This window comes from Pseudomonas sp. NPDC089734 (assembly GCF_044748865.1).
GTDB lineage: Bacteria > Pseudomonadota > Gammaproteobacteria > Pseudomonadales > Pseudomonadaceae > Aquipseudomonas.
This window is the reverse complement of sequence record NZ_JBIVGV010000001.1, coordinates 365641-389757: the sequence shown is the minus strand read 5'-3', so window position 1 is coordinate 389757 and position 24117 is coordinate 365641. Positions and strand designations below refer to the sequence as shown.

The following is a 24117-nucleotide window of genomic DNA, read 5'->3' as shown; positions in this document are numbered from 1 at the left end:
AGCAGCACCCGCGGGCGCCGCAGCCTTGCCGAAGCAAGGTCGCCCGGGGCCTCTACCCCGGGCATGGACAATCATCACTTGATGGTCAGGGCTTCCAGCTTGCCGCTGTTACCAAACACATAAATCATGTCACCCACCACCAGCGGACGCGCACGCAGGCCGTCGCTGTCGATACGTTCACGTCCGACGAAACGACCATCGACCTGACTCAACAGGTGAAGATAGCCTTCCAGGTCGCCAACCGCTACATAGCTGGAAAACACTTCCGGCGCGCCCAGTTGACGGCGAGCCAGCGATTCGTTGCTCCACAGCGCAGAGGACGAACGCTCATCGATGCCTTCGACCGTGCCGGAAGCCAGTGTCACGTATACGCTGCCGAAGCCCTGGGCAACACCCGAGTAGCTCGACGCATCACGCTGCCAGAGCACACGACCGCTTTCCAGATCCAGACCGGCAACGCGGCCCTGATAGCTGGCGACGTACAGCGTACCGCCGGACAGCAGCAGGCCGCCGTCGATATCGACCACACGATCCAACTCCGAACGGCCTTGCGGGATAGCAATACGCTGCTCCCAGATCGGCACGCCATTGCTGATATCCAGCGCGATGACCTTGCCGGTCGACAGACCGGCTACCGCCAGGCGGTTGGTGACAACCGGTGCGCCTGTACCGCGCAGGGTCAGTACCGCAGGCGTGCTTTCGTAGATCCAGCGCTGGGAGCCTGTCACTGCGTCCAGACCGATGACACGGTCGTCCTGGGTCTGAACCACAACGACGTCGCCGTTGTTCGCAGGCGGAGCCAGCACTTCGCTGGTCACGTGAGCGCGCCATTTCTCTTCACCGGACGAAGCGTCCAGAGCAACGACTTCGCCCTTTTCGGTGCCGATCATGACCAGGCCATAACCCACGCCGACAGCGCCGGAAACAGGCAGCTCGAGGTCTTTTTTCCAGATCACGTCACCGGACAGGCGATCCAGGGACATGATGATCCCGGTCACGTCCGATGCGTAGATCCGGTCACCGTCAACCGCCGGAACCAGCATGTTGTAGGTCTTACCCTGACCGTCACCGATGGAACGGCTCCATTCCTTGTGCAGAACCACTTCTTCTTTGAAGTCGGTCAGCTCGGCCGGAGGCAATTCCTTTTTACTGTTGCTGCTGCAACCCGCGGCCAGAATGGCCAGAGCCAGCAATGCTGCATGTTTCCAACGAATCACGTCACGCATCCCCTTTCGCCAGATCGTCGAGCTTCATTTGCAGGCCACCCACTGCTGCATCTTCGGACAGAGCAGACTTGGCCTTTTGGTATGCAGCATGTGCCTCGTCGGTACGACCCAACTGTACCAGCAGGTCACCCTTGAGTTCTTCACGGCTGGCCAGGAACGCCTTTTCGGCATCGCCTGCCAGCAGTTTCAGCGCTTCATCAGCCTTGTTTTGCGCAGCCAGTACACGGGCAAGACGCTGACGGGCAAGTTCACCCAGCGTTGCATTGGCTGGCTTGTCGGCCACTGTTTTCAACTCGGCCGCGGCATCGTCGAGCTTGCCGGCATCGACCGCAACCTTGGCGACGAACAGGCTACCGAACTGGGCATAGGCCGTGCCACCGAATTCGCTCTTGAGCTTGCCGGCGATTTCAGCGACACGGGCGGTATCGGCCTGGCCACTTGGCGTCAGCGAGGTTTCCAGCAATTGCTGATAAAGCATCGAGGAGCCTTGCGACTGGTTGCTCTGATACTTTTGCCATGCCTGCCAGCCAAAGACCACGATCAACGCCAGCAGACCGCCAGTCACCAGGGGTTTGCCGTTGCGTTGCCACCAGTCCTTCATTACCGCCAGCTCTTCATCTTCGGTACGCGACACCCCAATACTCCTATTCGCTAAATCGGCTGTTAATCAGCTTCAACCCTGCACGATGCAGGAGGCCAGGTGCCCGGACAGGGCATCCCAGGCAATATTCTGTTGTTCGCCCTGACCACGCAGTGGCTTGACGCCTATCTCCTGGCGGGCAAGCTCTTCGTCGCCAAGAATCAGTGCATACAGCGCACCGCTCTTGTCGGCCTTCTTGAACTGGCTCTTGAAGCTGCCGGCACCGGCATTGACCTGCAAACGCAGATTCGGCAACTGGTCGCGGACACGCTCGGTCAGCGCCAGCGCAGCCAGTTCGGCAGCCTCACCGAAGGCACACAGGTAGACATCGACCTGACGCGAGATTTCTTCCGGAACCTTTTCCAGGGTTTCCAGCAGCAGCACCAGACGCTCGATACCCATGGCGAAACCCACACCCGCCGTAGGCTTGCCGCCCATCTGCTCGACCAGACCGTCGTAACGGCCACCGGCACACACAGTACCTTGTGCGCCCAGCTGATCGGTCACCCACTCGAAAACGGTCTTGCTGTAGTAATCCAGGCCACGCACCAGCTTCGGGTTGATGACGTAGGGAATACCGGCGGCATCCAGACGGGCCTTGAGGCCCTCGAAGTGGATGCGCGACTCTTCGTCCAGATAATCGGCGAGCTTCGGCGCATCGATCAGCACCGCCTGGGTGTCAGGGTGCTTGGTATCCAGAACGCGCAGCGGGTTGGTCTTCAGGCGACGCTGGCTGTCTTCGTCCAGTTGATTCAGACGCGCCGACAGGAACGCGACCAGCGCATCGCGGTAACGTGCACGCGCTTCGCTGGTGCCCAGGCTGTTGAGTTCAAGCTTGACCGCATTGCGAATACCCAGCAGGCCCCACAGGCGCCAGGTCAGGACGATCAGTTCAGCGTCGATATCGGGACCGTCGAGGTTGAAGACTTCGACACCGATCTGGTGGAACTGACGATAACGGCCTTTCTGCGGACGTTCGTGGCGGAACATCGGGCCGATGTACCACAGTTTCTGCACCTGACCGCCACCGGTGATCCCGTGCTCGAGCACCGCACGCACGCAGGCAGCCGTACCTTCGGGACGCAGGGTCAGGGAGTCACCATTGCGGTCGGCAAAGGTGTACATCTCTTTTTCGACGATGTCGGTGACTTCGCCGATGGAACGCTTGAACAGGTCGGTGAATTCGACGATGGGCATGCGAATCTGCCGATAACCGTAGTTATCCAGCAAACGCGCAACGGTCCCCTCGAAATGACGCCACAACGGGGTCTGCTCGGGCAGGATGTCGTTCATGCCACGAATGGCTTGCAGAGACTTACTCACAAAAAATCCTTAGCAATCTTGATTAGCCACGCACGATGACGGATGCGTCGGCTTCAGCTTTTTCGGCCGCTTTCTCGCGAATCAAGCGTTCAAGCTCGTCCACAAGATTGTCGTTGGTCAGTTTCTGCGCAGGCTTGCCGTCGATGTAGATCAGGTTCGGCGTACCGCCGGTCAGGCCGACATGGGCCTCCTTGGCTTCACCGGGACCGTTGACCACACAACCGATGACGGCGACATCCAGCGGCACCAGCAGGTCTTCGAGACGACCTTCCAGTTCGTTCATGGTCTTGACCACATCAAAGTTCTGCCGCGAGCAGCTCGGGCAGGCGATGAAGTTGATACCACGGGAACGCAGGTGCAGCGACTTGAGAATGTCGTAACCGACCTTGACCTCTTCGACCGGGTCAGCAGCCAGAGAGATGCGGATAGTATCGCCAATCCCTTCGGCAAGCAGCATACCGAGGCCGACGGCGGATTTCACCGTACCCGAGCGCAAACCGCCCGCTTCGGTAATGCCCAGGTGCAGCGGCTGGATAATCTGCTTGGCCAGCAGACGGTAGGCCTCGACGGCCATGAACACGTCCGATGCCTTGACGCTGACCTTGAAGTCCTGGAAGTCCAGACGATCCAGATGCTCCACATGACGCATGGCCGACTCGACCAGCGCAGCGGGCGTGGGCTCGCCGTACTTCTTTTGCAGGTCCTTCTCCAGGGAACCGGCGTTCACGCCGATCCGGATCGGGATGCCACGATCGCGGGCCGCATCGACCACCGCACGCACACGGTCTTCACGACCGATATTGCCGGGGTTGATACGCAGACAGTCGACACCCAGTTCGGCTACGCGCAGCGCAATCCGGTAGTCGAAGTGAATATCGGCGACCAGAGGCACCTTGACCAGTTGCTTGATCCGGCCAAACGCCTCGGCGGCATCCATATCGGGGACAGAAACACGCACGATATCGACGCCAGCGGCCTCAAGGCGGTTGATCTGGGCAACGGTCGCAGCAACATCGTTGGTGTCGCTGTTGGTCATGCTCTGTACGGCAATCGGCGCATCACCGCCGACTGGAACGGAACCGACCCATATCTTTCGGGATTCGCGACGCTTGATTGGGGATTCGCCGTGCATGACTTATTGCCCTAGTTTCAGGCGAGCAGTCTCGCCGCTGGTAAAGGGAGCTACGTCTACAGGCTCTCCGTTATAACTGACTTGCGCCCCCTTGGCGTAACCAAGGCGCAAGGTCAAAGGTGGCTTGCCATTCACATCCAGGCTGTCGCCCTTGCGCTTGAGGCCGCTCATCAACACTCTGCCATTGCCGTCAGTGACCTGAGTCCAGCAATCGGCAGTGAACTGCACCTTGATCTGACCTGCACCGGCAGGAATCGGTGCCGCCTCGACAGGTGCCGCCGGTGCCGAAGGCGCGGCCGGCGCGACGGATGGAGCCGGTGTCGCAGCAACCGCAGGCGCTACAGGAGCAGGAACGGGAGCTGGAGCAGTCGGGGCAACACTCGGCGCAGCAATCGCCGGGGCCGGTGCCACAGGGGCTGCGGCTGGCGCTTCGGACGGCGCGCTCGGCGTCAGAGGCAATACAGACTCGTTGGGAGCCTTGCTTTCGGCCACAGCCTGATCTTCCGGCTCATCCAGTGGATGAATCTGTGTCGTGCCATCGGCGCTTTCGACCTCGACATGCTCAAGGCTCAGACCAGACTGGTCCTTGCCGCGCATGGAGGTTTGATCCTGCCACCAGAGAAATCCGGCGCCAACCAGCACCATCAGCAACAGCAGGCTGACAATGCGCAGAATATTGTGGGAAAGACGAACAGGCTCTTCGATACGACCCAGCGCATGGACGGAACTGCCCTTGCCATCGGTGCCGGTGCATTGATCGAACTGATTGACCAGCACGGCCTGATCGAGCTCCAGCAGCTTGGCATAGGCACGCACATAGCCCCGGGCAAAGGTGTGCCCGGGCAGCTTGTCAAAGTTCCCGTTCTCCAGATGGGTCAGGGAGGTCACGGTGAGATTCAGCCTCAAAGCCACATCTGGCAGCGACCAGTTCCTGCTCTCACGGGTCTGGCGCAAGGTTTCACCAGGGTTCACGCGAGTGGTTGCCACAACTTCGGGATGCGCCGCTTTCATCATTGCTCCGACAGGTATTGCTGATATTCCGGCGTACCGGGATAGAGTCTTTTTAATTGCAGGCCAAAACTGGCCGCCTTGTTACGGTCGTCATAGACCTTGGCCAAGCGAATGCCGAGCAACAGGCTACGCGCATTCTGCTCGCTCAACTGGCTGAAACGGTCGTAGTAGTCACGCGACGGCACATAATGCCCGTCTTCGTAAGACAACTCAGCCATTTCCAGCAAGGAGCGCGGCTGCTGGCGATCCAGACGCAATGCCTTGGTGAAGTGTTCTCGGGCCTCTTCGCGCCGGTTCAGCTTCAAGGCGGTCATGCCCAGGCTTTCGAATACACGGGACCGCTCAGGATACAGGTTATCTGCGGCAGCCTGCTCAAAACGCTCGTAGGCTTCCTGATAGCGCTTCTGTTCGTAGAGGAAACTGCCGTAATTGTTGACGATACGTGCATCGTTGTTGCTTGACGCGAGAGCCTTCAGAAAGTGCTGGTTGGCCAGTTCTGGTTCCATCTCGGCTTGAAACACCAGAGCCAGCGCTGCGTTGGCGGCTGGATCGGAGCTGTCGAGCTCCAGCGCTTTCTTCAAGGGAACCTTGGCTCGCTCGGTCTGCCCCTGCTGGAAATAGCCCAGCCCCAGTTGCACGTAAGCCTTGCGAGCCTCTTCACGCCCCTGGCTTGTCTTGAGCGGATCGACCTGCCCTGTCGAGACACACCCTGCCAGCAAGATAACGGAACATAGCAACAACAAGGCACGCACAGACATGGAGTCTCTCTCGGTCAGGTTCGAGCTGTAGTGCCTGGAGCCACATCGGCGTCGGCATTCAGCTCACGCACTGCAATATAGCGTTCGCTACGGCGTGTGCGGTCCATGACCTGCCCGACCAGTTGGCCACAGGCGGCGTCGATGTCCTCGCCACGCGTGGTACGCACTGTGACGTTATAGCCCGCCTGGTGCAACAGGTCCTGGAAACGACGGATCGCATTGTTGCTCGGTCGTTCGTAACCGGAATGCGGGAACGGGTTGAACGGGATCAGGTTGATCTTGCAAGGTGTGTCCTTGAGCAGCTCGATCATCTCGATGGCATGCTCGACCTTGTCGTTGACGTCCTTGAGCAGGGTGTACTCGACGGTCAACACACGCTTCTCGCCCAGGCTGGACATGTAGCGGCGGCAGGCGTCGAGCAGAACGCTCAGCGGGTATTTCTTGTTGAGCGGCACCAGCTGGTTGCGCAGCGCGTCGTTGGGCGCATGCAGCGACAGGGCCAGAGAGACGTCGATGTGCTTGGCCAGCTCATCGATCATCGGCACCACGCCGGAAGTGGACAGCGTCACACGACGCTTGGAAATGCCATACCCCAGGTCATCCATCATCAGATGCATGGCGGCAATGACATTGTCGAAGTTCAGCAGTGGCTCACCCATGCCCATCATCACCACGTTGGTGATGGCACGGTCGACGGTTGCCGGGACACTGCCAAAGGATTTGTTGGCAATCCAGACCTGGCCGATGACTTCGGCGGCGGTCAGGTTGCTATTGAAGCCTTGTTTGCCGGTGGAGCAGAAACTGCAATCCAGGGCACAGCCCGCCTGGGACGACACACACAAGGTGCCACGCTTGCCCTGGGGGATGAAAACGGTCTCGACGCAGCTGCCGGACTCCACGCGCACCACCCATTTACGGGTGCCGTCGCTGGAAATGTCCTCGCTGACGATTTCGGGACCACGCACTTCGGCACAGGCCTTGAGCTTTTCGCGCAAGGCCTTGCTGACGTTCGTCATGGCATCGAAATCATCGATGCCAAAGTGGTGAATCCACTTCATGACCTGACCGGCACGGAAGCGCTTCTCCCCGATCGAGTCGAAGAATTTCTCCATTTCCTGTTGAGTCAGCCCCAGCAGGTTGGTTTTACCAGTCGATGCAATCATGAATTCACCTTTCACTCGTGAGTCGGCAAGACTTAGCGAGTGGTTACCTCTGTAGCAGCGAAGAAGTACGAGATTTCGCGAGCGGCAGCGGCTTCGGAGTCCGAACCATGAACGGCGTTGGCGTCGATGGAGTCAGCGAAGTCAGCACGGATGGTGCCGGCAGCCGCTTCTTTAGGGTTGGTAGCGCCCATCAGCTCACGGTTCAGAGCGATAGCGTTTTCACCTTCCAGAACCTGAACAACGACAGGACCGGAGATCATGAAGGCAACCAGGTCACCGAAGAAGCCACGAGCGCTGTGCTCAGCGTAGAAACCTTCAGCTTCAGCCTTGGACAGTTGCTTCAGCTTGGAAGCAACGACGCGCAGACCGGCTTTCTCGAAACGAGTGGTGATCTCGCCGATTACGTTTTTAGCAACGGCGTCAGGCTTGATGATGGAGAAAGTACGTTGAACAGCCATGTGAAACTCCAGAAACGATGATTAAAGCGAAAAATTAAACCCGCGAATTATACGCGGGTTCTGGTGTATTGCCTAACTGCTTGCGTTACAGCGTCAGTCAGCCTCTTCGATCCAGGCCGCCTGAATGGCTTCCAGGACCTTCTCTCCGCCGCGATTGATCTCGTCGTCGAACTCGGGCAAAGCCGCTACCCAGTTGCGAAGATCGACGAAGTTCACGTAGCGCGGATCGACATCAGGCCTTGTTTCAGCCAGCTGAATCGCGATTTCCAGTACATCAACCCACTTGAGACTCATGAGTGTTCCTTGAATCAATGCGGCGCTTCGGCAGCATGGTTGAGCGAATACTTTGGAATTTCAACGGTCAGGTCTTCATTTCCGACGATTGCCTGACAGGACAGGCGCGACTGCGCTTCCAGCCCCCAGGCCTTGTCCAGCATATCCTCTTCCAGCTCGTCCGCCTCATTCAGCGAGTTGAAACCCTCGCGAATGATGCAGTGACAGGTCGTGCAGGCACAGACACCGCCGCAGGCGCTCTCGATTTCGATGTGATTATCGTGAGCGATTTCAAGAATAGACGTACCGGGCTCCACTTCTACAACCAACCCATCCGGGCAATGCTCGGCATGGGGCAGAAAAATCACCTGCGGCATCAGTTATTCCTCAATATCATTCAGGTTGCGCCCCGCGAGCGCGGCTTTCACCGTCGAATTCATGCGTCGGGCAGCAAATGCATCGGTCACCTGCGACAGACGCCGGGTCTGTTGCTCGATGGCCATGCCATCGGTGCCTTGCATCAATTCACGTAGTTCTTCCATCTGCAGATCGATCACCATCCGCTCTTCGGCATCGAGCAGGCGCTCGCCGTCAGCTTCCAGCGCCGCCTCTACCGCCTCGACAAGGCGCTGGGCATCGACCTGCTGTTCACGCAGCACGCGGGCAACCTTGTCGTCACCAGCATATTCAAACGAATCCTTGAGCATCCGGGCAATTTCGCCGTCGGTCAGGCCATAGGACGGCTTGACCTGAATGCTCGACTCGACACCCGAGCCCAGCTCACGCGCCGAAACACTGAGCAGACCATCGGCATCGACCTGGAAGGTGACACGAATCTTCGCCGCACCGGCCACCATCGCCGGAATGCCGCGCAATTCAAAGCGCGCCAGCGAACGGCAATCACTGATGAGCTCGCGCTCACCCTGCAGGACATGGATCATCATGGCCGACTGGCCATCTTTGTAAGTGGTGAAGTCCTGAGCACGCGCCACCGGAATCGTGGTGTTGCGCGGAATGACCTTCTCCATCAAACCGCCCATGGTTTCCAGCCCCAGCGAGAGCGGAATCACATCGAGCAGCAACAACTCCTCACCGTCACGCTTGTTGCCCGCCAGGGTATCGGCCTGGATCGCAGCCCCGATGGCCACCACTTGATCCGGATCGATACGGGTCAGCGGCTGGCGACCGAACAGCTCGGCAACCGCTTCACGAACACGCGGCACACGGGTCGAGCCGCCCACCATGACAACAGCGCCGACCTCTTCAAGCTCGACGTTCGAGTCGCGAACCGCACGACGACAGGCTTTCAGGCTGCGCGCCACCATCGGCTCGATCAACGCATTGAAGGCTTCGCGCGTCAGGACGCCACGCCAGTCACCATGAGCCACGTCAACCGATTCGACATCGGTCAGCGCTTCCTTCGCCGCACAGGCCGTCTGCAACAGGCTGCGCTGAACCGAAGGATCCAGACTGGCCGACAGGCCTGCCTGGGTAACAATCCAGCTTGCAATGGCGTGATCGAAGTCGTCACCGCCCAGCGCCGTGTCGCCGCCAGTCGCCAATACCTCGAAAACACCACCGGTCAGACGCAGGATCGAAATATCGAAGGTACCGCCACCCAGATCGTAGATGGCGACCACGCCTTCGGCCTTCTGATCGAGACCATAGGCCACGGCTGCCGCCGTCGGCTCATTGAGCAGGCGCAGCACATTGAGACCGGCAAGCCGGGCCGCATCCTTGGTGGCCTGACGCTGGGCATCGTCGAAATAGGCCGGGACGGTAATCACCGCACCCACCAGATCGCCACCCAACGTCGCCTCGGCCCGCTGACGCAACACCTTGAGGATATCGGCCGACACTTCGACCGGGCTTTTCGGCCCCTGGACGGTATCGATGAACGGCATGTGCGATTCGCCATCCACGAAGCGGTAAGGCAGTTGCTCACCCAGTTGCTTCACGTCGGACAGGCCGCGCCCCATGAGGCGCTTGACCGAAAGCACGGTATTGAATGGATCGGCAGGAGCGGCAGCCCTGGCGGACAATCCCACCTCGACACGGTCGGCGTGGTAGCGCACAGCCGATGGCAAAATGACCTGCCCGTCGGCGTCGGCCAGCGGCTCGGAAAGACCGCTGCGCAACGCAGCGACCAGCGAATTGGTAGTGCCCAGGTCAATGCCGACAGCAAGACGGCGCTGATGCGGTTTAGGACTTTGCCCGGGTTCAGCGATCTGCAGTAAGGCCATGCTTATTCTGAATAATCACAGGCGTGCGGCCAGGGCGGCACGGGGTTAATCGTCGAGGCGCTCTTCCAGCTGGCGCACTTCGTAGGAGAGCTTGTCGAGGAACTGCATACGCCGCATCAACCGTTCGGCGTGCTCGCGTTGTGCAGCGTCATCCCAACAGGCGGCGAAGCTTTCGTTCAGTTCATCCTGAGCGCTCTTGAGGCGACGCTTGAACGCCGCTACTCCGGCCAGATCGGCCTCGTCCTGCAAATCCTCCAGCTCTTCGCGCCATTGCATCTGCTGCAGAAGAAAATCGGGATCATGCACAGTGACTTCGAGCGGCACCTCATCGCCTTTCATGACCAACAGGTAGCGCGCTCTTTTCGGGGCGCTCCGAAGGGTCTGGTAGGCATCGTTGAGACGTGCTGACTGCTCAAGTGCCAGACGCTGCTCATGCTCGGGAGCATCGGCAAAACGGTCTGGATGTACGCTGCGCGCCAGCTCACGGTAGCGCGTCGCCAACTGGTCGAGATCAAGACGGAAATCAGGCTTGAGATCGAACAGGGCAAAGTGACAAGGAGTACCCACGATAGAAAGCCTCAGACGTTGAAGCTTTCGCCACAGCCGCACTCACCGCGCGAGTTGGGGTTATTGAACTTGAAGCCTTCGTTCAAACCTTCCTTGACGAAATCGAGCTCGGTGCCGTCGAGGTAGACCAGGCTTTTGGGATCAACAATCACCTTGACGCCGTGCATTTCGAACACAGTGTCTTCACCGCCCGCCTCGTCCACGAACTCGAGCACATAGGCAAGACCCGAGCAGCCTGTGGTGCGAACGCCCAGACGAATGCCATCACCCTTGCCACGCCCTTCGAGGGAACGACGCACGTGGTTAGCGGCAGCTTCTGTCATGCTGATAGCCATCGGAACTCCTTACTTGTCGCCAGCTTCTCTGAAAAGACTGCTTCTTACAGCAAGCCTTTCTTCTGCTTGTAGTCACGAACCGCCGCCTTGATGGCGTCTTCCGCGAGCACGGAGCAGTGAATCTTCACCGGAGGCAGGGCAAGCTCTTCAGCCAGCTGAGTGTTCTTGATGGTCTCTGCTTCATCCAGAGTCTTGCCTTTCATCCACTCGGTCGCCAGGGAGCTGGAGGCGATCGCGGAGCCGCAGCCGTAAGTCTTGAACTTGGCGTCTTCGATGACACCCTGCTCGTTGACCTTGATCTGCAGGCGCATCACGTCGCCGCACGCAGGAGCGCCGACCATGCCGGTGCCAACATCTGGATCTTCCGCGTTCATCTTGCCGACGTTACGCGGGTTCTCGTAGTGGTCGATGACCTTTTCGCTGTAAGCCATGATTATGTTCCTCTCACATCAGGGAGTCGCTCTACAGGCCGGTCAAACGGGTTGAGCCCGGCCTGTGTGGCGGCGACTTTAAATTAGTGCGCCGCCCACTCGATCTTGGAGATGTCGACGCCGTCCTTGAACATGTCCCACAGCGGCGAAAGAGCACGCAGCTTGGTAACAGCTTCACAGACTTTCTGTGCGGCGTAATCGACTTCTTCTTCAGTGGTGAAGCGACCGAAGGTGAAACGGATCGAGCTGTGAGCCAGCTCGTCGTTGCGACCCAGAGCGCGCAATACGTACGAAGGTTCAAGAGAAGCCGAGGTACAGGCCGAACCGGACGAAACCGCCAGATCCTTGAGTGCCATGATCAGCGACTCGCCTTCGACATAGTTGAAGCTCAGGTTCAGGTTGTGCGGCACGCGAGCAGTCAGGCTGCCGTTGACGTACAACTCTTCCAGATCTTCAACCTGCTTGTAGAAACGATCGCTCAAGGCCTTGATCCGCACGTTTTCGGCGGCCATCTCTTCCTTGGCAATACGGAAAGCTTCGCCCATGCCGACGATCTGGTGAGTCGCCAGGGTACCGGAGCGCATGCCACGTTCGTGACCGCCACCGTGCATGGTCGCTTCGAGGCGAACACGCGGCTTGCGGCTCACGTAGAGCGCGCCGATACCTTTAGGGCCATAGGTCTTGTGAGCCGAGAACGACATCAGGTCAACCTTGAGGCTGGCCAGATCGACTTCAACCTTGCCGGTGGACTGGGCAGCGTCGACATGGAACAACACGCCGCGCGAACGGGTCAGCTCACCGATGGCAGCGATATCGTTGATGGTGCCGATTTCGTTGTTCACGTGCATGACCGAAACCAGAATGGTGTCGTCACGCAGGGCTGCTTCGATCATCGCAGGCGTGATCAGGCCGTCTTCGCCCGGCTCGATGTAGGTCACTTCAAAACCTTCACGCTCCAGCTGGCGCGTGGTGTCGAGAACAGCCTTGTGTTCGACCTTGGAAGTGATGATGTGTTTGCCCTTGGTGGCGTAGAAGTGCGCAACGCCCTTGATCGCCAGGTTATCGGACTCGGTGGCACCGGAGGTCCAGACGATTTCACGTGGATCGGCGTTGACCAGATCGGCGACCTGACGGCGAGCGTTCTCGACTGCCTCTTCGGCCTTCCAGCCGAACACGTGGGAGCGCGAAGCCGGGTTGCCGAAGTTTCCGTCAACCAGCAGGCAATCCATCATTTTCTGCGCTACGCGCGGATCGACCGGGGTCGTCGCGGAGTAATCGAGGTAAATCGGCAACTTCATTGAATCTCTCCTATCAGGCAGGCGCACCGCTCATTCATCTACGTTCATTCGACGGCGGACGTTTCAATCTTACCCAGCTGCGAAATATGGTTACTGCTGCGGCGCAGGTCCTGGCGCTGGGCGACTTCCTGCACTTCACGGCGAGTGACAAGGTCAGCCAGGCTGATACCGCTTAGAAATTCGTGGATCTGCTGGCTGAGGTCACACCACAGGTGGTGGGTCAGACAGGTATCACCGGCATGGCAATCACCCAGCCCCTGGCAACGGGTGGCATCGACCGACTCGTTGACCGCGTCGACGACCTGAGCGACCTGGATGCCCTGCATGTCGCGGGACAACTGGTAACCACCACCAGGACCGCGCACGCTCGACACCAGATTGCTGCGGCGCAGCTTGGCGAACAATTGCTCAAGGTAAGACAGGGAAATGCCTTGCCGCTCGGAGATATCGGCCAGAGACACTGGCCCGTGCTGTGCATGCAATGCCAGGTCAAGCATTGCCGTTACAGCGTATCGGCCTTTTGTAGTCAGTCGCATGGCATGTACCGCAGAGGTTCGGAATGGGAGCGAGTATGCTATTCCCGAGCATTTAAGTCAACTATTAGACCGAGTGAAATAGTCGGGTTTAGCAAAAATAGCGGGCGGTATCATAACAAAGGGCGTGGCGTATTGACACGCCCTTGTACATAGACCTTCAGCCGACCTTCTCTTCGCTCTTGTCCTTGACGCAATCGAAGACCTCATCGCGCAACTCAGGCAGCTCCTTGGCGCAATAATCGCTGCCCAACCGGCTGAGCGCGCCACACATATCCTCAAGACGACCATCCACCGCATGCAGATGATCGAGCAACTGGCCAATGGCACGCGCAACCGGGTCCGGCATGTCCGCACTGACACCGTAGGCATCAAAGCCCAGCTTCTCGGCCATCGCCTTGCGTTTGGCTTCCGCATCGTCGCCCGACTTGACGATGATACGCCCCGGAATACCGACCGCCGTAGCTCCTGCCGGCACCGCCTTGGTCACCACGGCATTGGAACCGATCTTGGCACCGGCACCGACAGTGAACGGCCCAAGCACCTTGGCACCGGCACCGACCACCACACCGTCTTCCAGCGTCGGGTGACGCTTGCCGGCATTCCAGCTGGTACCGCCCAGGGTTACACCCTGATAGAGCGTCACATCATTGCCGATCTCGGCCGTTTCGCCGATCACGATCCCCATGCCATGGTCAATGAAGAAACGACGACCGATGCGAGCCCCGGGATGGATTTCAATCCCGGTCATCCAGCGACCGAAATTGGAAACAAGCCGTGCAGGCCACTTCCAGCCGCTGCGCCAGAGAATATGCGCCAGCCGATGCAGCCAGATCGCATGCATGCCCGGATAGCAGGTCAGGACCTCGAAAGCGTTGCGCGCAGCAGGGTCACGATGGAACACACTTTGAATATCTTCTCGTAGACGCTCGAACATCACTGATCCTTCCGCTTATAAGGCTCACCGCGAGCCGCTTTCTGGGTTTCGGTGAGAATGCCGCGCAAAATACTCAACTCCGAACGCTCCACCTCGCTGCGACCATACAAGCGCCGCAAACGCGCCATCAGATGACGTGGCTTCTCAGGGTCAAGGAAACCGATGGCAACGAGCGAGGCTTCCAGATGCCCATAAAAGCCTTCCATCTCATCCATGGTCGCCAGCTCATCATGACGCGCCGACACGACTTCAGCCGCTTCACCACTCGACGATTGAGCCTGAGCCGCCAGCCACGACATGCGCACCTCATAGCTCAGCACCTGAACGGCGGCGGCCAGATTGAGCGAACTGAAGCCAGGGTCCGACGGAATATGCACATGGTAATGACAGCGCTGCAATTCTTCGTTGGTCAGACCGGCATGCTCACGCCCGAACACCAGCGCGACCTCTGCCCCCTGCCCCGCCTGCTCGACGACTTTCACTCCCGACTCACGTGGGTCGAGCATCGGCCACGGCAGACTGCGATCACGGGCACTGGTGCCCAGCACCAGACTGCAACCGACCAGCGCCTCTTCAAGGGTCGCCACTACCTGCGCACCCTCCAGGATATCGCCCGCCCCAGAGGCCCGCGCATCCGCCTCAGGAGAAGGGAATACGCGCGGTTCGACCAGCACAAGGCGCGAAAGCCCCATGTTTTTCATGGCTCGGGCAGCCCCTCCGATATTTCCGGGATGGGTAGTGCCGACCAGGACAACACGAATGTTCTGCAGCAATGCGAGCGCTCACTGACACGATTAAGGGGTGCAAATATTACAGAACCGACCCGATTAACGCTATGAAGCCGTGCGCCCTGCACAGCGCGCAACGAAGAAACGGGCACACATCAAAAATCACAAAACCTGATCGCGACGACAGCCCCGGGGCTGGAAATAATTCGACATACGCCATAGAATGTTCGGCTCTCTTTAACAACCTTAGGTGAAATGTCCATGCAGCCCATGCTGAATATCGCGCTGCGCGCCGCCCGCAGCGCCAGCGAATTGATTTTCCGCTCCATCGAGCGCCTGGATACCATCAAGGTTGACGAAAAAGAAGCCAAGGACTACGTCACGGAAATCGACCGTGCCGCCGAGCAGAGCATCATCACCGCCCTACGCAAGGCCTACCCTACCCACGGCATCCTCGGCGAAGAAAGCGGCCTGCATGCTGGCAGCGGCGAAGGCGCCGACTACCTGTGGATCATCGATCCGCTGGACGGCACCACCAACTTCGTTCGTGGCATTCCTCATTTCGCTGTCAGCATCGCCTGCAAATACCGCGGCCGTCTTGAGCACGCCGTCGTTCTCGACCCGGTTCGCCAGGAAGAATTCACCGCCAGCCGTGGCCGTGGTGCTGCACTGAATGGCCGTCGCCTGCGTGTCAGCCAGCGCAAGAGCCTCGAAGGCGCTCTGCTGGGCACCGGCTTCCCGTTCCGTGACGATCAAATGGACGGCCTGGAAAACTACCTGAACATGTTCCGCAGCCTGGTCGGCCAGACTGCTGGCATCCGCCGCGCAGGTTCCGCCAGCCTGGACCTGGCCTACGTCGCCGCCGGTCGCTTCGACGCCTTCTGGGAATCCGGCCTGTCCGAGTGGGACATCGCCGCAGGCGCCCTGCTGATTCAGGAAGCAGGCGGCCTGGTCAGCGACTTCACAGGTGGTCACGACTTCCTGGAAAAAGGCCACATCGTTGCCGGCAACACCAAATGCTTCAAGGCTGTCCTGACCGCCATCGCACCACACCTGCCGCCTTCGCTGAAACGCTAAGCGACAGACGTAAAAAAACCGGCGAAAGCCGGTTTTTTTATACCTCGATTCTGTAGGAGCGAATTCATTCGCGAATAAATTCGCTCCCACACGACAGCATTACTGAGCAGCCTGACTCAGGATCAACTGCCCATTCTTGTCCACTGGAATCTGGCTGCCCGGATCATTGGCCATACGCACCTGACCCACTTTTTCGTTCAGCTTGTACTTCACGTTGTAGCCCACGACCTTGTCGCTGATATCGTTGACCGTGTTGCAACGGGTCTCAGTCGTTGTGTAGGTATCACGGTTCTGCATGCCTTCCTGAACCTTGTTACCGGCATAACCGCCACCGACCGCGCCCGCTACCGTGGCAATCTTCTTGCCGTTACCGCCACCGATCTGGTTGCCGAGCAAACCGCCCGCCACTGCACCGATGACACTGCCTACGATCTGGTGTTCATCCTTGACTGGAGCGCGGTGGGTTACCGCCACGTCCTTGCAGACCTCACGCGGGGTCTTGATTTGTTCCTTGATCGGCTCGACCGCCAGGACATCGGCATACTCCGGGCCGCTCTTGACCAGGCTGTAGGTAGCAACGGCACCGCCCGCAGTTACGACAGCAGCACCTAAAACAGCACCAACAAGCATAGACTTGTTCACTTCAACCTCCTGACCATCCTTAAACGCAGTTTCCTGCGCAGTACCAAGCCTTGGAGCAGAAAAAAAGGCGCGAGTTCCGAACTCGCGCCTTTTTCGTTACAGCGTGTTGTTTTCGCGAATAAATTCGCTCCTACCGTGTGGGAGCGGATTCATCCGCGAAGAGTCCCTTACGGCAGGTCGTCCGCCTTCTCCGTCACCACCGGCGGGATCAGGTCCTCGGTCGTGAGGTTCAGCCAGATCAACACCACGTTGGCGATGTAGATGGACGAGTAAGTACCCGCCAGAACACCGATGAACAACGCGATGGAGAAGCCTTCCAGGCTGTCGCCGCCGAAGATCCACAGGGCAATGATCGCCAGCAGGGTCGAGACCGATGTCGCCACGGTACGCAGCAGGGTCTGCGTGGTGGAGATGTTGATGTTCTCGATCAGCGAAGCCTTGCGCAGCAGACGGAAGTTCTCACGAACCCGGTCGAAAACCACGATGGTGTCGTTCAGCGAGTAACCGATGATCGCCAGCACCGCCGCCAGCACCGTCAGGTCGAAGGTGATCTGGAAGAACGACAGGATACCCATGGTCACGACCACGTCGTGAATCAGGGAAATGATCGCGCCGACCGCAAACTTCCACTGGAAGCGGAACGCCAGGTAAATCAGAACGCCACCGAGCGCCAGCAGCATGCCGATACCGCCCTGGTCACGCAGCTCTTCACCGACCTGCGGACCAACGAACTCGACGCGCTTGACGGTCGCCGGGTTATCGGCACCCGCCTTGCGCAGCGCCTCAGCCACCTGAGTACCCAGTTGTGGATCTTCACCCGGCATGCGCACCAGCAGGTCGGTGGTCGCGCCGAAGCTCTGCACCACGGCTTCGTGATAACCGGCCGAAACCAGCTCTTCACGCACCTTGCCGAGATCCGCAGGACGCTCGTAGGTCAGCTCGATCAGCGTACCGCCGGTGAAGTCCAGACCGAAGTTAAGCCCTTTATGGAACCAGCTGAACAGCGCCAGTGCGGTAAGGAGCATGGTAATGGCGAACGCAACATTGCGAACGCCCATGAAGTTGATGGTACGTAACATGGCAGCCCCTTAAATCCACAACTTCTTGAAGTCACGACCGCCGTAGATCAGGTTGACCATTGCGCGGGTCACCATGATGGCCGTGAACATCGAGGTAAAGATCCCGAGCGACATGGTCACCGCAAACCCTTTGACAGGGCCGGTGCCCATCGCAAAGAGAATGCCGCCGACCAGCAGCGTCGTCAGGTTGGCGTCGAGGATCGCCGTGTAGGCACGATCGAAACCTTCGTTGATTGCACGCTGCACGCTCATGCCGTTGGCAATTTCCTCACGTATCCGCGAGAAGATCAGCACGTTGGCGTCCACCGCCATACCCATGGTCAGCACGATACCGGCGATACCCGGCAGGGTCAGCGTCGCCCCCAGCAAGGACATCAGTGCCAGCAGCATGACCATGTTGAAGGCCAGGGCGACAGTGGCGATCAGACCGAAGAAGCGGTAGATCGCCATGATGAACAGCGACACGAACAGCATGCCCCACAGGGAAGCATCGACACCTTTGGTGATGTTGTCGGCACCGAGGCTCGGGCCGATGGTACGCTCTTCAGCGAAGTACATCGGAGCTGCCAGACCACCGGCGCGCAGCAGCAGCGCCAGTTCGGAAGACTCACCCTGGCCGTTCAGACCGGTGATCCGGAACTGACTGCCCAGTGGCGACTGGATGGTCGCCAGACTGATGATTTTCTTGTCTTCCTTGAAGGTCTGCACCGCCACGTCTTTCTCGACGCCATCGACCATCTGCTTGACATAGGTCGTGGTCGGACGCTGCTCGATGAAGATCACCGCCATGCTGCGCCCCACGTTGCTGCGGGTTGCACGGCTCATCAGCTCGCCACCGTGACCATCGAGGTTGATGTTCACCTGTGGACGACCATGTTCGTCGAAGCTCGCCTTGGCGTCGGTCACCTGGTCACCGGTGATGATCAGGCCACGCTCGACCGCAGCGGCCGGACGTCCGCCTTCGCGGAACTCGAACATCTCGGTCGTGCCCTTGGAATCATCAGGACCTGCGCCCAGACGGAATTCCAGGTTGGCGGTCTTGCCGAGAATACGCTTGGCTTCGGCGGTGTCCTGCACGCCCGGCAGCTCAACCACGATACGGTTGGCGCCCTGACGCTGGACCAGAGGCTCGGCCACACCCAGCTCGTTGACACGGTTACGCACCGTGGTCAGGTTCTGCTTGATGGAGTATTCACGAATTTCAGCCAGCTTGGCTGCGGTCAGCGCCAGACGCAGAACAGGGATACCGTTCAGCTCGGCAGGCGTAACCTCGAAGTCGGTGAAGCTCTTGCGGATCAGGGCACGGGCCTGTTCACGCTCGGCATCGTCGGTGAAACCCAACTGAATGACGTTGTTGACCTGCGGAAGGCTGCGATAACGCACCTTCTCCTTGCGCAGCAGTGTCTTGACTTCGCCTTCGTAGACTTTCAGGCGGGCATCGATGGCCTTGTCCATGTCCACTTCCAGCAGGAAGTGCACACCACCGGAAAGGTCCAGACCCAGTTTCATCGGGCTTGCACCCAGGTTGCGCAACCAGGTCGGGGTCGTACGGGCCAGGTTGAGCGCGACGACATAGTCATCACCCAACGCCTTGCGCACCACATCCTTGGCTGGCAGTTGATCTTCCTGCTTGCTCAGACGCAACAAACCGCCCTTGCCATTCTCAGCCAGAGAGGAGGCCTTGACCGAGATACCGGCATCGGCAAGCGCCTTGCCTGCACGGTCCAGATCCGCCTGACTGACCTGCAGCGCAGTACTGGCGCCACTGATCTGGATAGCCGAGTCGTCAGGGTAGAGATTGGGTGCGGAATAAATGAAACCGATCGCCAGCACCGCCAGGATCAGTACGTATTTCCACAGAGGGTATTTGTTCAGCATCACGCCGCCCGCTTAGAACGCGGGGCGCCTTGCGCGCCCCGTCGATTGGTAAAAGATGGTACTCAGATCGCTTTCAGGGTGCCCTTTGGCAGAGTGGCAGCGATAGCGCCCTTCTGGAACTTCAGCTCGACCGTGTCGGACACTTCGATGACCACGAAGTCTTCGGTCACTTTGCTGATCTTGCCCGCGATACCGCCAGTGGTCACGACTTCGTCGCCTTTCTGCAGGTTGCTGAGCAGGTTTTTCTGCTCTTTGGCGCGCTTGGCCTGTGGACGCCAGATCATCAGGTAGAAGATGACCAGAAAGCCGACCAGGAAGATCCACTCAAAGCCGGTGCCCGCAGGACCGGCAGCCGGTGCAGCAGCATCCGCGAAAGCGGGAGAGATGAAAAAGCTCATTTAGCGCTCCAATTGCATAATTAGTATAAGAAACACGAAAAATCGGTTCTGTTTCAGCCAAGCGGCGGCGTTGGAAGGCCGCGTTTGGCATAGAAGGCATCGACGAAGGCGGCCAATGTACCTTGTTGAATAGCCTCGCGCAAACCAGCCATAAGCCGCTGGTAATGCCGCAAATTGTGGATCGTATTGAGCATGCTCCCCAACATTTCACCGCACTTGTCCAGGTGATGCAGATAAGCACGGGAGAAGTTCTGGCAGGTGTAGCAGTCACAGGTCGGATCCAGCGGCGAATCATCATGACGATGGAACGCATTACGGATCTTCAGTACACCGGTGTCGATGAACAGATGGCCGTTGCGGGCATTGCGGGTCGGCATCACACAGTCGAACATGTCGACGCCTCGGCGCACACCCTCAACCAGATCCTCGGGCTTGCCTACCCCCATAAGGTAACGAGGTTTGTCTGCTGGCATCTGGCCCGGCAGGTAATCCAGTACCTTGATCATCTCGTGCTTGGGCTCGCCCACCGACAGGCCGCCAATGGCCAGACCGTCGAAACCGATCTGCTCCAGGCCTTCGAGCGAGCGCATGCGCAGGTTTTCATGCATGCCGCCCTGAACGATACCGAACAGCGCCGCCGTGTTTTCGCCATGGGCAACTTTCGAGCGCTTGGCCCAGCGCAGCGACAGCTCCATGGACACCCGCGCCACGTCTTCATCGGCCGGGTACGGCGTGCATTCGTCGAAGATCATCACGATATCCGAGCCCAGATCGCGCTGGACCTGCATGGACTCTTCCGGCCCCATGAACACCTTGGCGCCATCGACCGGAGAAGCGAAGGTCACGCCCTCCTCCTTGATCTTGCGCATGGCCCCCAGGCTGAACACCTGGAAACCACCGGAGTCGGTCAGAATCGGGCCTTTCCACTGCATGAAATCGTGCAGGTCGCCGTGGCCCTTGATGACCTCGGTGCCCGGACGCAGCCACAGGTGGAAGGTGTTACCCAGAATGATCTGCGCACCCGTGGCCTCGATATCCCGAGGCAGCATGCCCTTGACCGTGCCATAGGTGCCCACCGGCATGAACGCCGGGGTTTCCACCACGCCACGGGGGAAGGTCAAGCGACCGCGACGGGCCTTGCCGTCGGTGGCCAGCAACTCGAAAGACATACGACAGGTGCGACTCATGCTTGATCCTCTGGGGCCGATTCCTGCGGGGCCGTCGGCGCGGGATTGCGGGTGATGAACATTGCATCACCGTAACTGAAGAAGCGGTACCCATGCTCGATGGCCGCCGCGTAGGCCGCCATGGTTTCGGGATAACCGGCGAACGCCGAAACCAGCATCAACAGCGTGGATTCAGGCAAATGGAAATTGGTCACCAGGGCATCGACCACATGGAACGGCCGGCCCGGGTAAATGAAGATGTCGGTGTCGCCACTGAACGGTTTCAACACGCCATCACGGGCAGCACTCTCCAGCGAACGCACGCTGGTGGTCCCCACAGCAATCACTCGACCGCCCCGGGCACGGCACGCAGCCACGGCATCGACCACGTCCTGGCTGACTTCCAGCCATTCGTTGTGCATGTGGTGATCTTCGATGCGATCCACACGCACCGGCTGAAAGGTGCCTGCACCCACATGCAGGGTCACGTACGCCGTCTCGACGCCCTTGGCGGCAATCGCCTCCAGCAAAGGCTGATCGAAATGCAGGCCCGCCGTCGGCGCCGCCACCGCACCGGCACGCTGGGCATAGACCGTCTGATAACGCTCGCGGTCCGCGCCTTCGTCCGGGCGATCTATATAAGGAGGCAACGGCATATGCCCGACCCGGTCCAGCAGCGGCAACACCTCTTCGGCAAAGCGCAGCTCGAACAGCGTGTCATGGCGCGCCACCATCTCGGCCTCACCACCGCCGTCGATCAGAATCGACGAACCCGGCTTGGGCGACTTGCTCGACCGCACATGCGCCAGCACCCGATGACTGTCCAGCACCCGCTCCACCAGAATCTCCAGCTTGCCGCCGGACGCCTTCTGCCCGAACAGCCGTGCGGGAATGACGCGGGTATTGTTGAACACCATCAGATCGCCAGGGCGCAAATGTTCAAGCAAATCAGTGAATTGACGATGCGCCAGCGCGCCGCTCACCCCGTCCAGGGTCAACAGACGACTGCTGCGCCGCTCGGCCAGCGGGTGACGAGCGATCAGGGAATCAGGAAGGTCGAAGGTAAAGTCAGCAACGCGCATGATGGGGTTCGATTAGCAGGGCCGGGAAGTTTATCCGGTTTGAAGGCATTAGTAAAAAACCAGCAAAAATCCTTGTTGACCAACGGTATGCGCATCCCTATACTTCGCCGCCATTGAGCCCTGATGGCGGAATTGGTAGACGCGGCGGATTCAAAATCCGTTTTCGAAAGGAGTGGGAGTTCGAGTCTCCCTCGGGGCACCATATAGCAACACACTCAAGCGGTTACAGAGCTTGAGCTTAAAAGAAACCGGCCAGTTGAGCCGGTTTTTTTGTGCCCGTTTTTTGATGATTGCCGGGCCTGTAGGAGCGAATTCATTCGCGAAACGGCGTACCAGGCAATACATGTCCTTTGAATGTGCTGGCCTCTCGCGACTGAAGTCGCTCCTACAGGTCCGATGCCAGGCCACGACTTAACTCCCCCTCTTTTGACCCTCTTTTTTAACCCTCTCAAGGCTTCCTTTAAAATCAACAAGTTACGAAGGCCTCAAAAAAGAGGGTAAAACGACGTCAGGCAGGTGGTTTCTCTTTAAAAACGGAGAGTTATGAGGCAAGGTGTCTACTTCACTGCCGTATAGGCAGCTCAGAAATGATCGAACGCTTCATCCCGATGGTCGCTGACCTTCACTGCCGTATAGGCAGCTCAGAAAAACCAAGCTCAATACCGTCTCTGGCTCATTGTCTTCACTGCCGTATAGGCAGCTCAGAAAAGGGAGTCGAACATCCACTGGAGCCACTGGGCCTTCACTGCCGTATAGGCAGCTCAGAAACGCATAAAGGCCCCGCGTCCGCCGAAGTCACGCTTCAACCCCGAGAGTTCACCTACAACTCGTTGTGACTTTACCCACGACCTCAACCGTACCTCTGGCCTTAAAGACTGCGCGCCTTCCAATTACCATGCTCGACATTCGCTACCAGTTCAGCGATCGGGTTTGGCGACCCGGCCAAGCTAAATCTCTCTCCATCGTGATGCAGTCGTTTTATCCTGTCTGCTCATCGCGTTATGGCGGTTGTGTGCGGGAGGCCTTCGGGCCTGCCGGGTTTGGAAATAGCTACCGGTTCGCCAACCCACACACAACTGCCACCCATTGTTTGGCGACAATTCAGGCAGTTCCATCAGCCATTTCCGATGAATGTAAGCCATGCACAATTTCAGCAGCGATATTCCTTGTACCTCTCACTTTGAAGCCACCCTCTTCCTCCGCCACAGCCGCATGCTGCGCGCCATGTTCACAGAATCCCAAGCCTGGTTCTGCCTCTCAGACCTCGCCCGCTTGATGGGCCAAACCCTGGGCGAGCGGTCAGCGCTCAAGCTGGATGCAGACCAGCATCGGGTTGTGTGGTTGCAGGCCAACGGCAAGTGGCAAAAGCAGTTTATGGTCAGCGAGTCGGGCGCATTTGCGTTGTTGGTTCATCATTACGTGCCTGAAAACCGGGCATTGCGGCAGTGGCTGACGCATGAGGTGTTGCCGGTACTGCATGGGGCGCAGAGCGCAACGCTGGATAATCCGAGGCTGAGCCATTTGCAGTGGCCGGGTACGTCGCTGAGTGTGATGCAGTGGCGTGATGAGTCCTGGATTCGGTTGCGGGATATGCCGAATGTTGCGCCGGAGGTTTTGTCTTCACCTGAGCGTGGGTTCTGGCAGAAGGTGATGGGGCGCTGAGGCAACACAGTGATTGAGTAAGGTCGTGTTGCTTATACGGCCTTGCTGATCAGCGTATTTTCACCGGGTAGACATCG

General features: G+C 58.9%; 26 protein-coding genes, 1 tRNA gene and 1 CRISPR repeat array. Of the genes, 3 read left to right on the top strand and 24 right to left on the bottom strand.

Features of this window, described 5'->3' with window-relative positions:
• Positions 1-74 precede the first annotated feature (74 nt).
• The 18 genes from bamB to trmJ form a co-directional block, all read right to left on the bottom strand.
• On the bottom strand, positions 75-1226 hold the full coding sequence (bamB, locus tag ACIPY9_RS01885) for an outer membrane protein assembly factor BamB (RefSeq protein ID WP_400696584.1): 1152 nt from the start codon (positions 1224-1226) through the stop codon (positions 75-77).
• Positions 1219-1827: a tetratricopeptide repeat protein gene (locus tag ACIPY9_RS01880; RefSeq protein ID WP_400696841.1), complete on the bottom strand. Its 609-nt coding sequence runs from the start codon at positions 1825-1827 to the stop codon at positions 1219-1221. Before ACIPY9_RS01880 ends, bamB begins: the two co-directional genes overlap by 8 nt.
• Before the next feature lie 72 nt (positions 1828-1899).
• On the bottom strand, positions 1900-3189 hold the full coding sequence (hisS, locus tag ACIPY9_RS01875) for a histidine--tRNA ligase (RefSeq protein WP_400696583.1): 1290 nt from the start codon (positions 3187-3189) through the stop codon (positions 1900-1902).
• A 22-nt stretch (positions 3190-3211) separates the two neighbouring features.
• Entirely contained in the window at positions 3212-4321 is a 1110-nt protein-coding gene (gene ispG / locus ACIPY9_RS01870; protein ID WP_400696581.1) for a flavodoxin-dependent (E)-4-hydroxy-3-methylbut-2-enyl-diphosphate synthase, read from the bottom strand.
• A 3-nt stretch (positions 4322-4324) separates the two neighbouring features.
• Positions 4325-5332, bottom strand: coding sequence for a helix-turn-helix domain-containing protein (locus ACIPY9_RS01865; protein ID WP_400696580.1), 1008 nt, complete (start codon positions 5330-5332; stop codon positions 4325-4327).
• Positions 5332-6090: a type IV pilus biogenesis/stability protein PilW gene (gene pilW / locus ACIPY9_RS01860; RefSeq protein ID WP_400696579.1), complete on the bottom strand. Its 759-nt coding sequence runs from the start codon at positions 6088-6090 to the stop codon at positions 5332-5334. Before pilW ends, ACIPY9_RS01865 begins: the two co-directional genes overlap by 1 nt.
• A gap of 14 nt (positions 6091-6104) precedes the next feature.
• A complete protein-coding gene (gene rlmN / locus ACIPY9_RS01855) occupies positions 6105-7253 on the bottom strand; it encodes a 23S rRNA (adenine(2503)-C(2))-methyltransferase RlmN (protein ID WP_400696578.1) in 1149 nt (382 codons plus the stop codon).
• Positions 7254-7285: 32 nt separating this feature from the next.
• Positions 7286-7711, bottom strand: a complete 426-nt coding sequence (gene ndk / locus ACIPY9_RS01850) for a nucleoside-diphosphate kinase (RefSeq protein ID WP_007916882.1) — start codon at positions 7709-7711, stop codon at positions 7286-7288.
• A 93-nt stretch (positions 7712-7804) separates the two neighbouring features.
• Positions 7805-8005 (bottom strand): Fe-S cluster assembly protein IscX, encoded by a 201-nt coding sequence (gene iscX / locus ACIPY9_RS01845; protein WP_400696577.1) that lies wholly within the window; start codon positions 8003-8005, stop codon positions 7805-7807.
• A 14-nt stretch (positions 8006-8019) separates the two neighbouring features.
• Positions 8020-8361: an ISC system 2Fe-2S type ferredoxin gene (gene fdx, locus ACIPY9_RS01840; protein ID WP_400696576.1), complete on the bottom strand. Its 342-nt coding sequence runs from the start codon at positions 8359-8361 to the stop codon at positions 8020-8022.
• Between the two features lie 3 nt (positions 8362-8364).
• On the bottom strand, positions 8365-10227 hold the full coding sequence (hscA, locus tag ACIPY9_RS01835; RefSeq protein ID WP_400696575.1) for a Fe-S protein assembly chaperone HscA: 1863 nt from the start codon (positions 10225-10227) through the stop codon (positions 8365-8367).
• Positions 10228-10272: 45 nt separating this feature from the next.
• Positions 10273-10794, bottom strand: coding sequence for a co-chaperone HscB (gene hscB / locus ACIPY9_RS01830; RefSeq protein WP_400696574.1), 522 nt, complete (start codon positions 10792-10794; stop codon positions 10273-10275).
• Between the two features lie 11 nt (positions 10795-10805).
• Complete coding sequence (iscA, locus tag ACIPY9_RS01825) at positions 10806-11129, bottom strand: iron-sulfur cluster assembly protein IscA (RefSeq protein WP_400696572.1); 324 nt, start codon at positions 11127-11129, stop codon at positions 10806-10808.
• Between the two features lie 44 nt (positions 11130-11173).
• Positions 11174-11560, bottom strand: coding sequence for a Fe-S cluster assembly scaffold IscU (gene iscU / locus ACIPY9_RS01820; RefSeq protein WP_002552476.1), 387 nt, complete (start codon positions 11558-11560; stop codon positions 11174-11176).
• 83 nt (positions 11561-11643) lie between these two features.
• Entirely contained in the window at positions 11644-12858 is a 1215-nt protein-coding gene (locus ACIPY9_RS01815) for an IscS subfamily cysteine desulfurase (protein ID WP_400696567.1), read from the bottom strand.
• Positions 12859-12902: 44 nt separating this feature from the next.
• Positions 12903-13394, bottom strand: a complete 492-nt coding sequence (gene iscR / locus ACIPY9_RS01810; protein ID WP_400696566.1) for a Fe-S cluster assembly transcriptional regulator IscR — start codon at positions 13392-13394, stop codon at positions 12903-12905.
• A gap of 157 nt (positions 13395-13551) precedes the next feature.
• Complete coding sequence (gene cysE, locus ACIPY9_RS01805) at positions 13552-14328, bottom strand: serine O-acetyltransferase (RefSeq protein ID WP_400696564.1); 777 nt, start codon at positions 14326-14328, stop codon at positions 13552-13554.
• Complete coding sequence (gene trmJ, locus ACIPY9_RS01800; protein ID WP_400696562.1) at positions 14328-15101, bottom strand: tRNA (cytosine(32)/uridine(32)-2'-O)-methyltransferase TrmJ; 774 nt, start codon at positions 15099-15101, stop codon at positions 14328-14330. The genes cysE and trmJ overlap by 1 nt, the downstream gene beginning before the upstream one ends.
• Before the next feature lie 216 nt (positions 15102-15317).
• On the opposite strand from trmJ, the gene suhB reads away from it, so the two are divergent.
• Positions 15318-16133 carry an inositol-phosphate phosphatase gene (gene suhB, locus ACIPY9_RS01795; protein ID WP_400696560.1) on the top strand — a complete coding sequence of 272 codons (816 nt, stop codon included), beginning with the start codon at positions 15318-15320 and terminating at the stop codon, positions 16131-16133.
• Positions 16134-16232: 99 nt separating this feature from the next.
• Here the strand turns inward: suhB and ACIPY9_RS01790 are convergent, their stop codons facing one another.
• The 6 genes from ACIPY9_RS01790 to queA form a co-directional block, all read right to left on the bottom strand.
• Entirely contained in the window at positions 16233-16775 is a 543-nt protein-coding gene (locus tag ACIPY9_RS01790) for a glycine zipper 2TM domain-containing protein (protein WP_400696559.1), read from the bottom strand.
• A gap of 167 nt (positions 16776-16942) precedes the next feature.
• Positions 16943-17854, bottom strand: coding sequence for a protein translocase subunit SecF (gene secF / locus ACIPY9_RS01785; RefSeq protein WP_400696557.1), 912 nt, complete (start codon positions 17852-17854; stop codon positions 16943-16945).
• 9 nt (positions 17855-17863) lie between these two features.
• Complete coding sequence (gene secD / locus ACIPY9_RS01780; protein WP_400696556.1) at positions 17864-19732, bottom strand: protein translocase subunit SecD; 1869 nt, start codon at positions 19730-19732, stop codon at positions 17864-17866.
• Positions 19733-19794: 62 nt separating this feature from the next.
• On the bottom strand, positions 19795-20130 hold the full coding sequence (yajC, locus tag ACIPY9_RS01775) for a preprotein translocase subunit YajC (RefSeq protein ID WP_400696554.1): 336 nt from the start codon (positions 20128-20130) through the stop codon (positions 19795-19797).
• Positions 20131-20183: 53 nt separating this feature from the next.
• Positions 20184-21299 (bottom strand): tRNA guanosine(34) transglycosylase Tgt, encoded by a 1116-nt coding sequence (tgt, locus tag ACIPY9_RS01770; protein ID WP_400696840.1) that lies wholly within the window; start codon positions 21297-21299, stop codon positions 20184-20186.
• Between the two features lie 14 nt (positions 21300-21313).
• Entirely contained in the window at positions 21314-22378 is a 1065-nt protein-coding gene (gene queA, locus ACIPY9_RS01765) for a tRNA preQ1(34) S-adenosylmethionine ribosyltransferase-isomerase QueA (protein ID WP_400696552.1), read from the bottom strand.
• Between the two features lie 117 nt (positions 22379-22495).
• On the opposite strand from queA, the gene ACIPY9_RS01760 reads away from it, so the two are divergent.
• Positions 22496-22580: transfer RNA gene (locus ACIPY9_RS01760), tRNA-Leu, on the top strand.
• Between the two features lie 358 nt (positions 22581-22938).
• Positions 22939-23146: a CRISPR direct-repeat array (repeat unit 28 nt; unit sequence CTTCACTGCCGTATAGGCAGCTCAGAAA).
• Between the two features lie 372 nt (positions 23147-23518).
• The gene (locus ACIPY9_RS01755) at positions 23519-24040 is read left to right on the top strand and encodes a Bro-N domain-containing protein (protein ID WP_400696551.1); all 522 of its coding nucleotides are present in this window, start codon (positions 23519-23521) and stop codon (positions 24038-24040) included.
• Positions 24041-24117 lie beyond the last annotated feature (77 nt).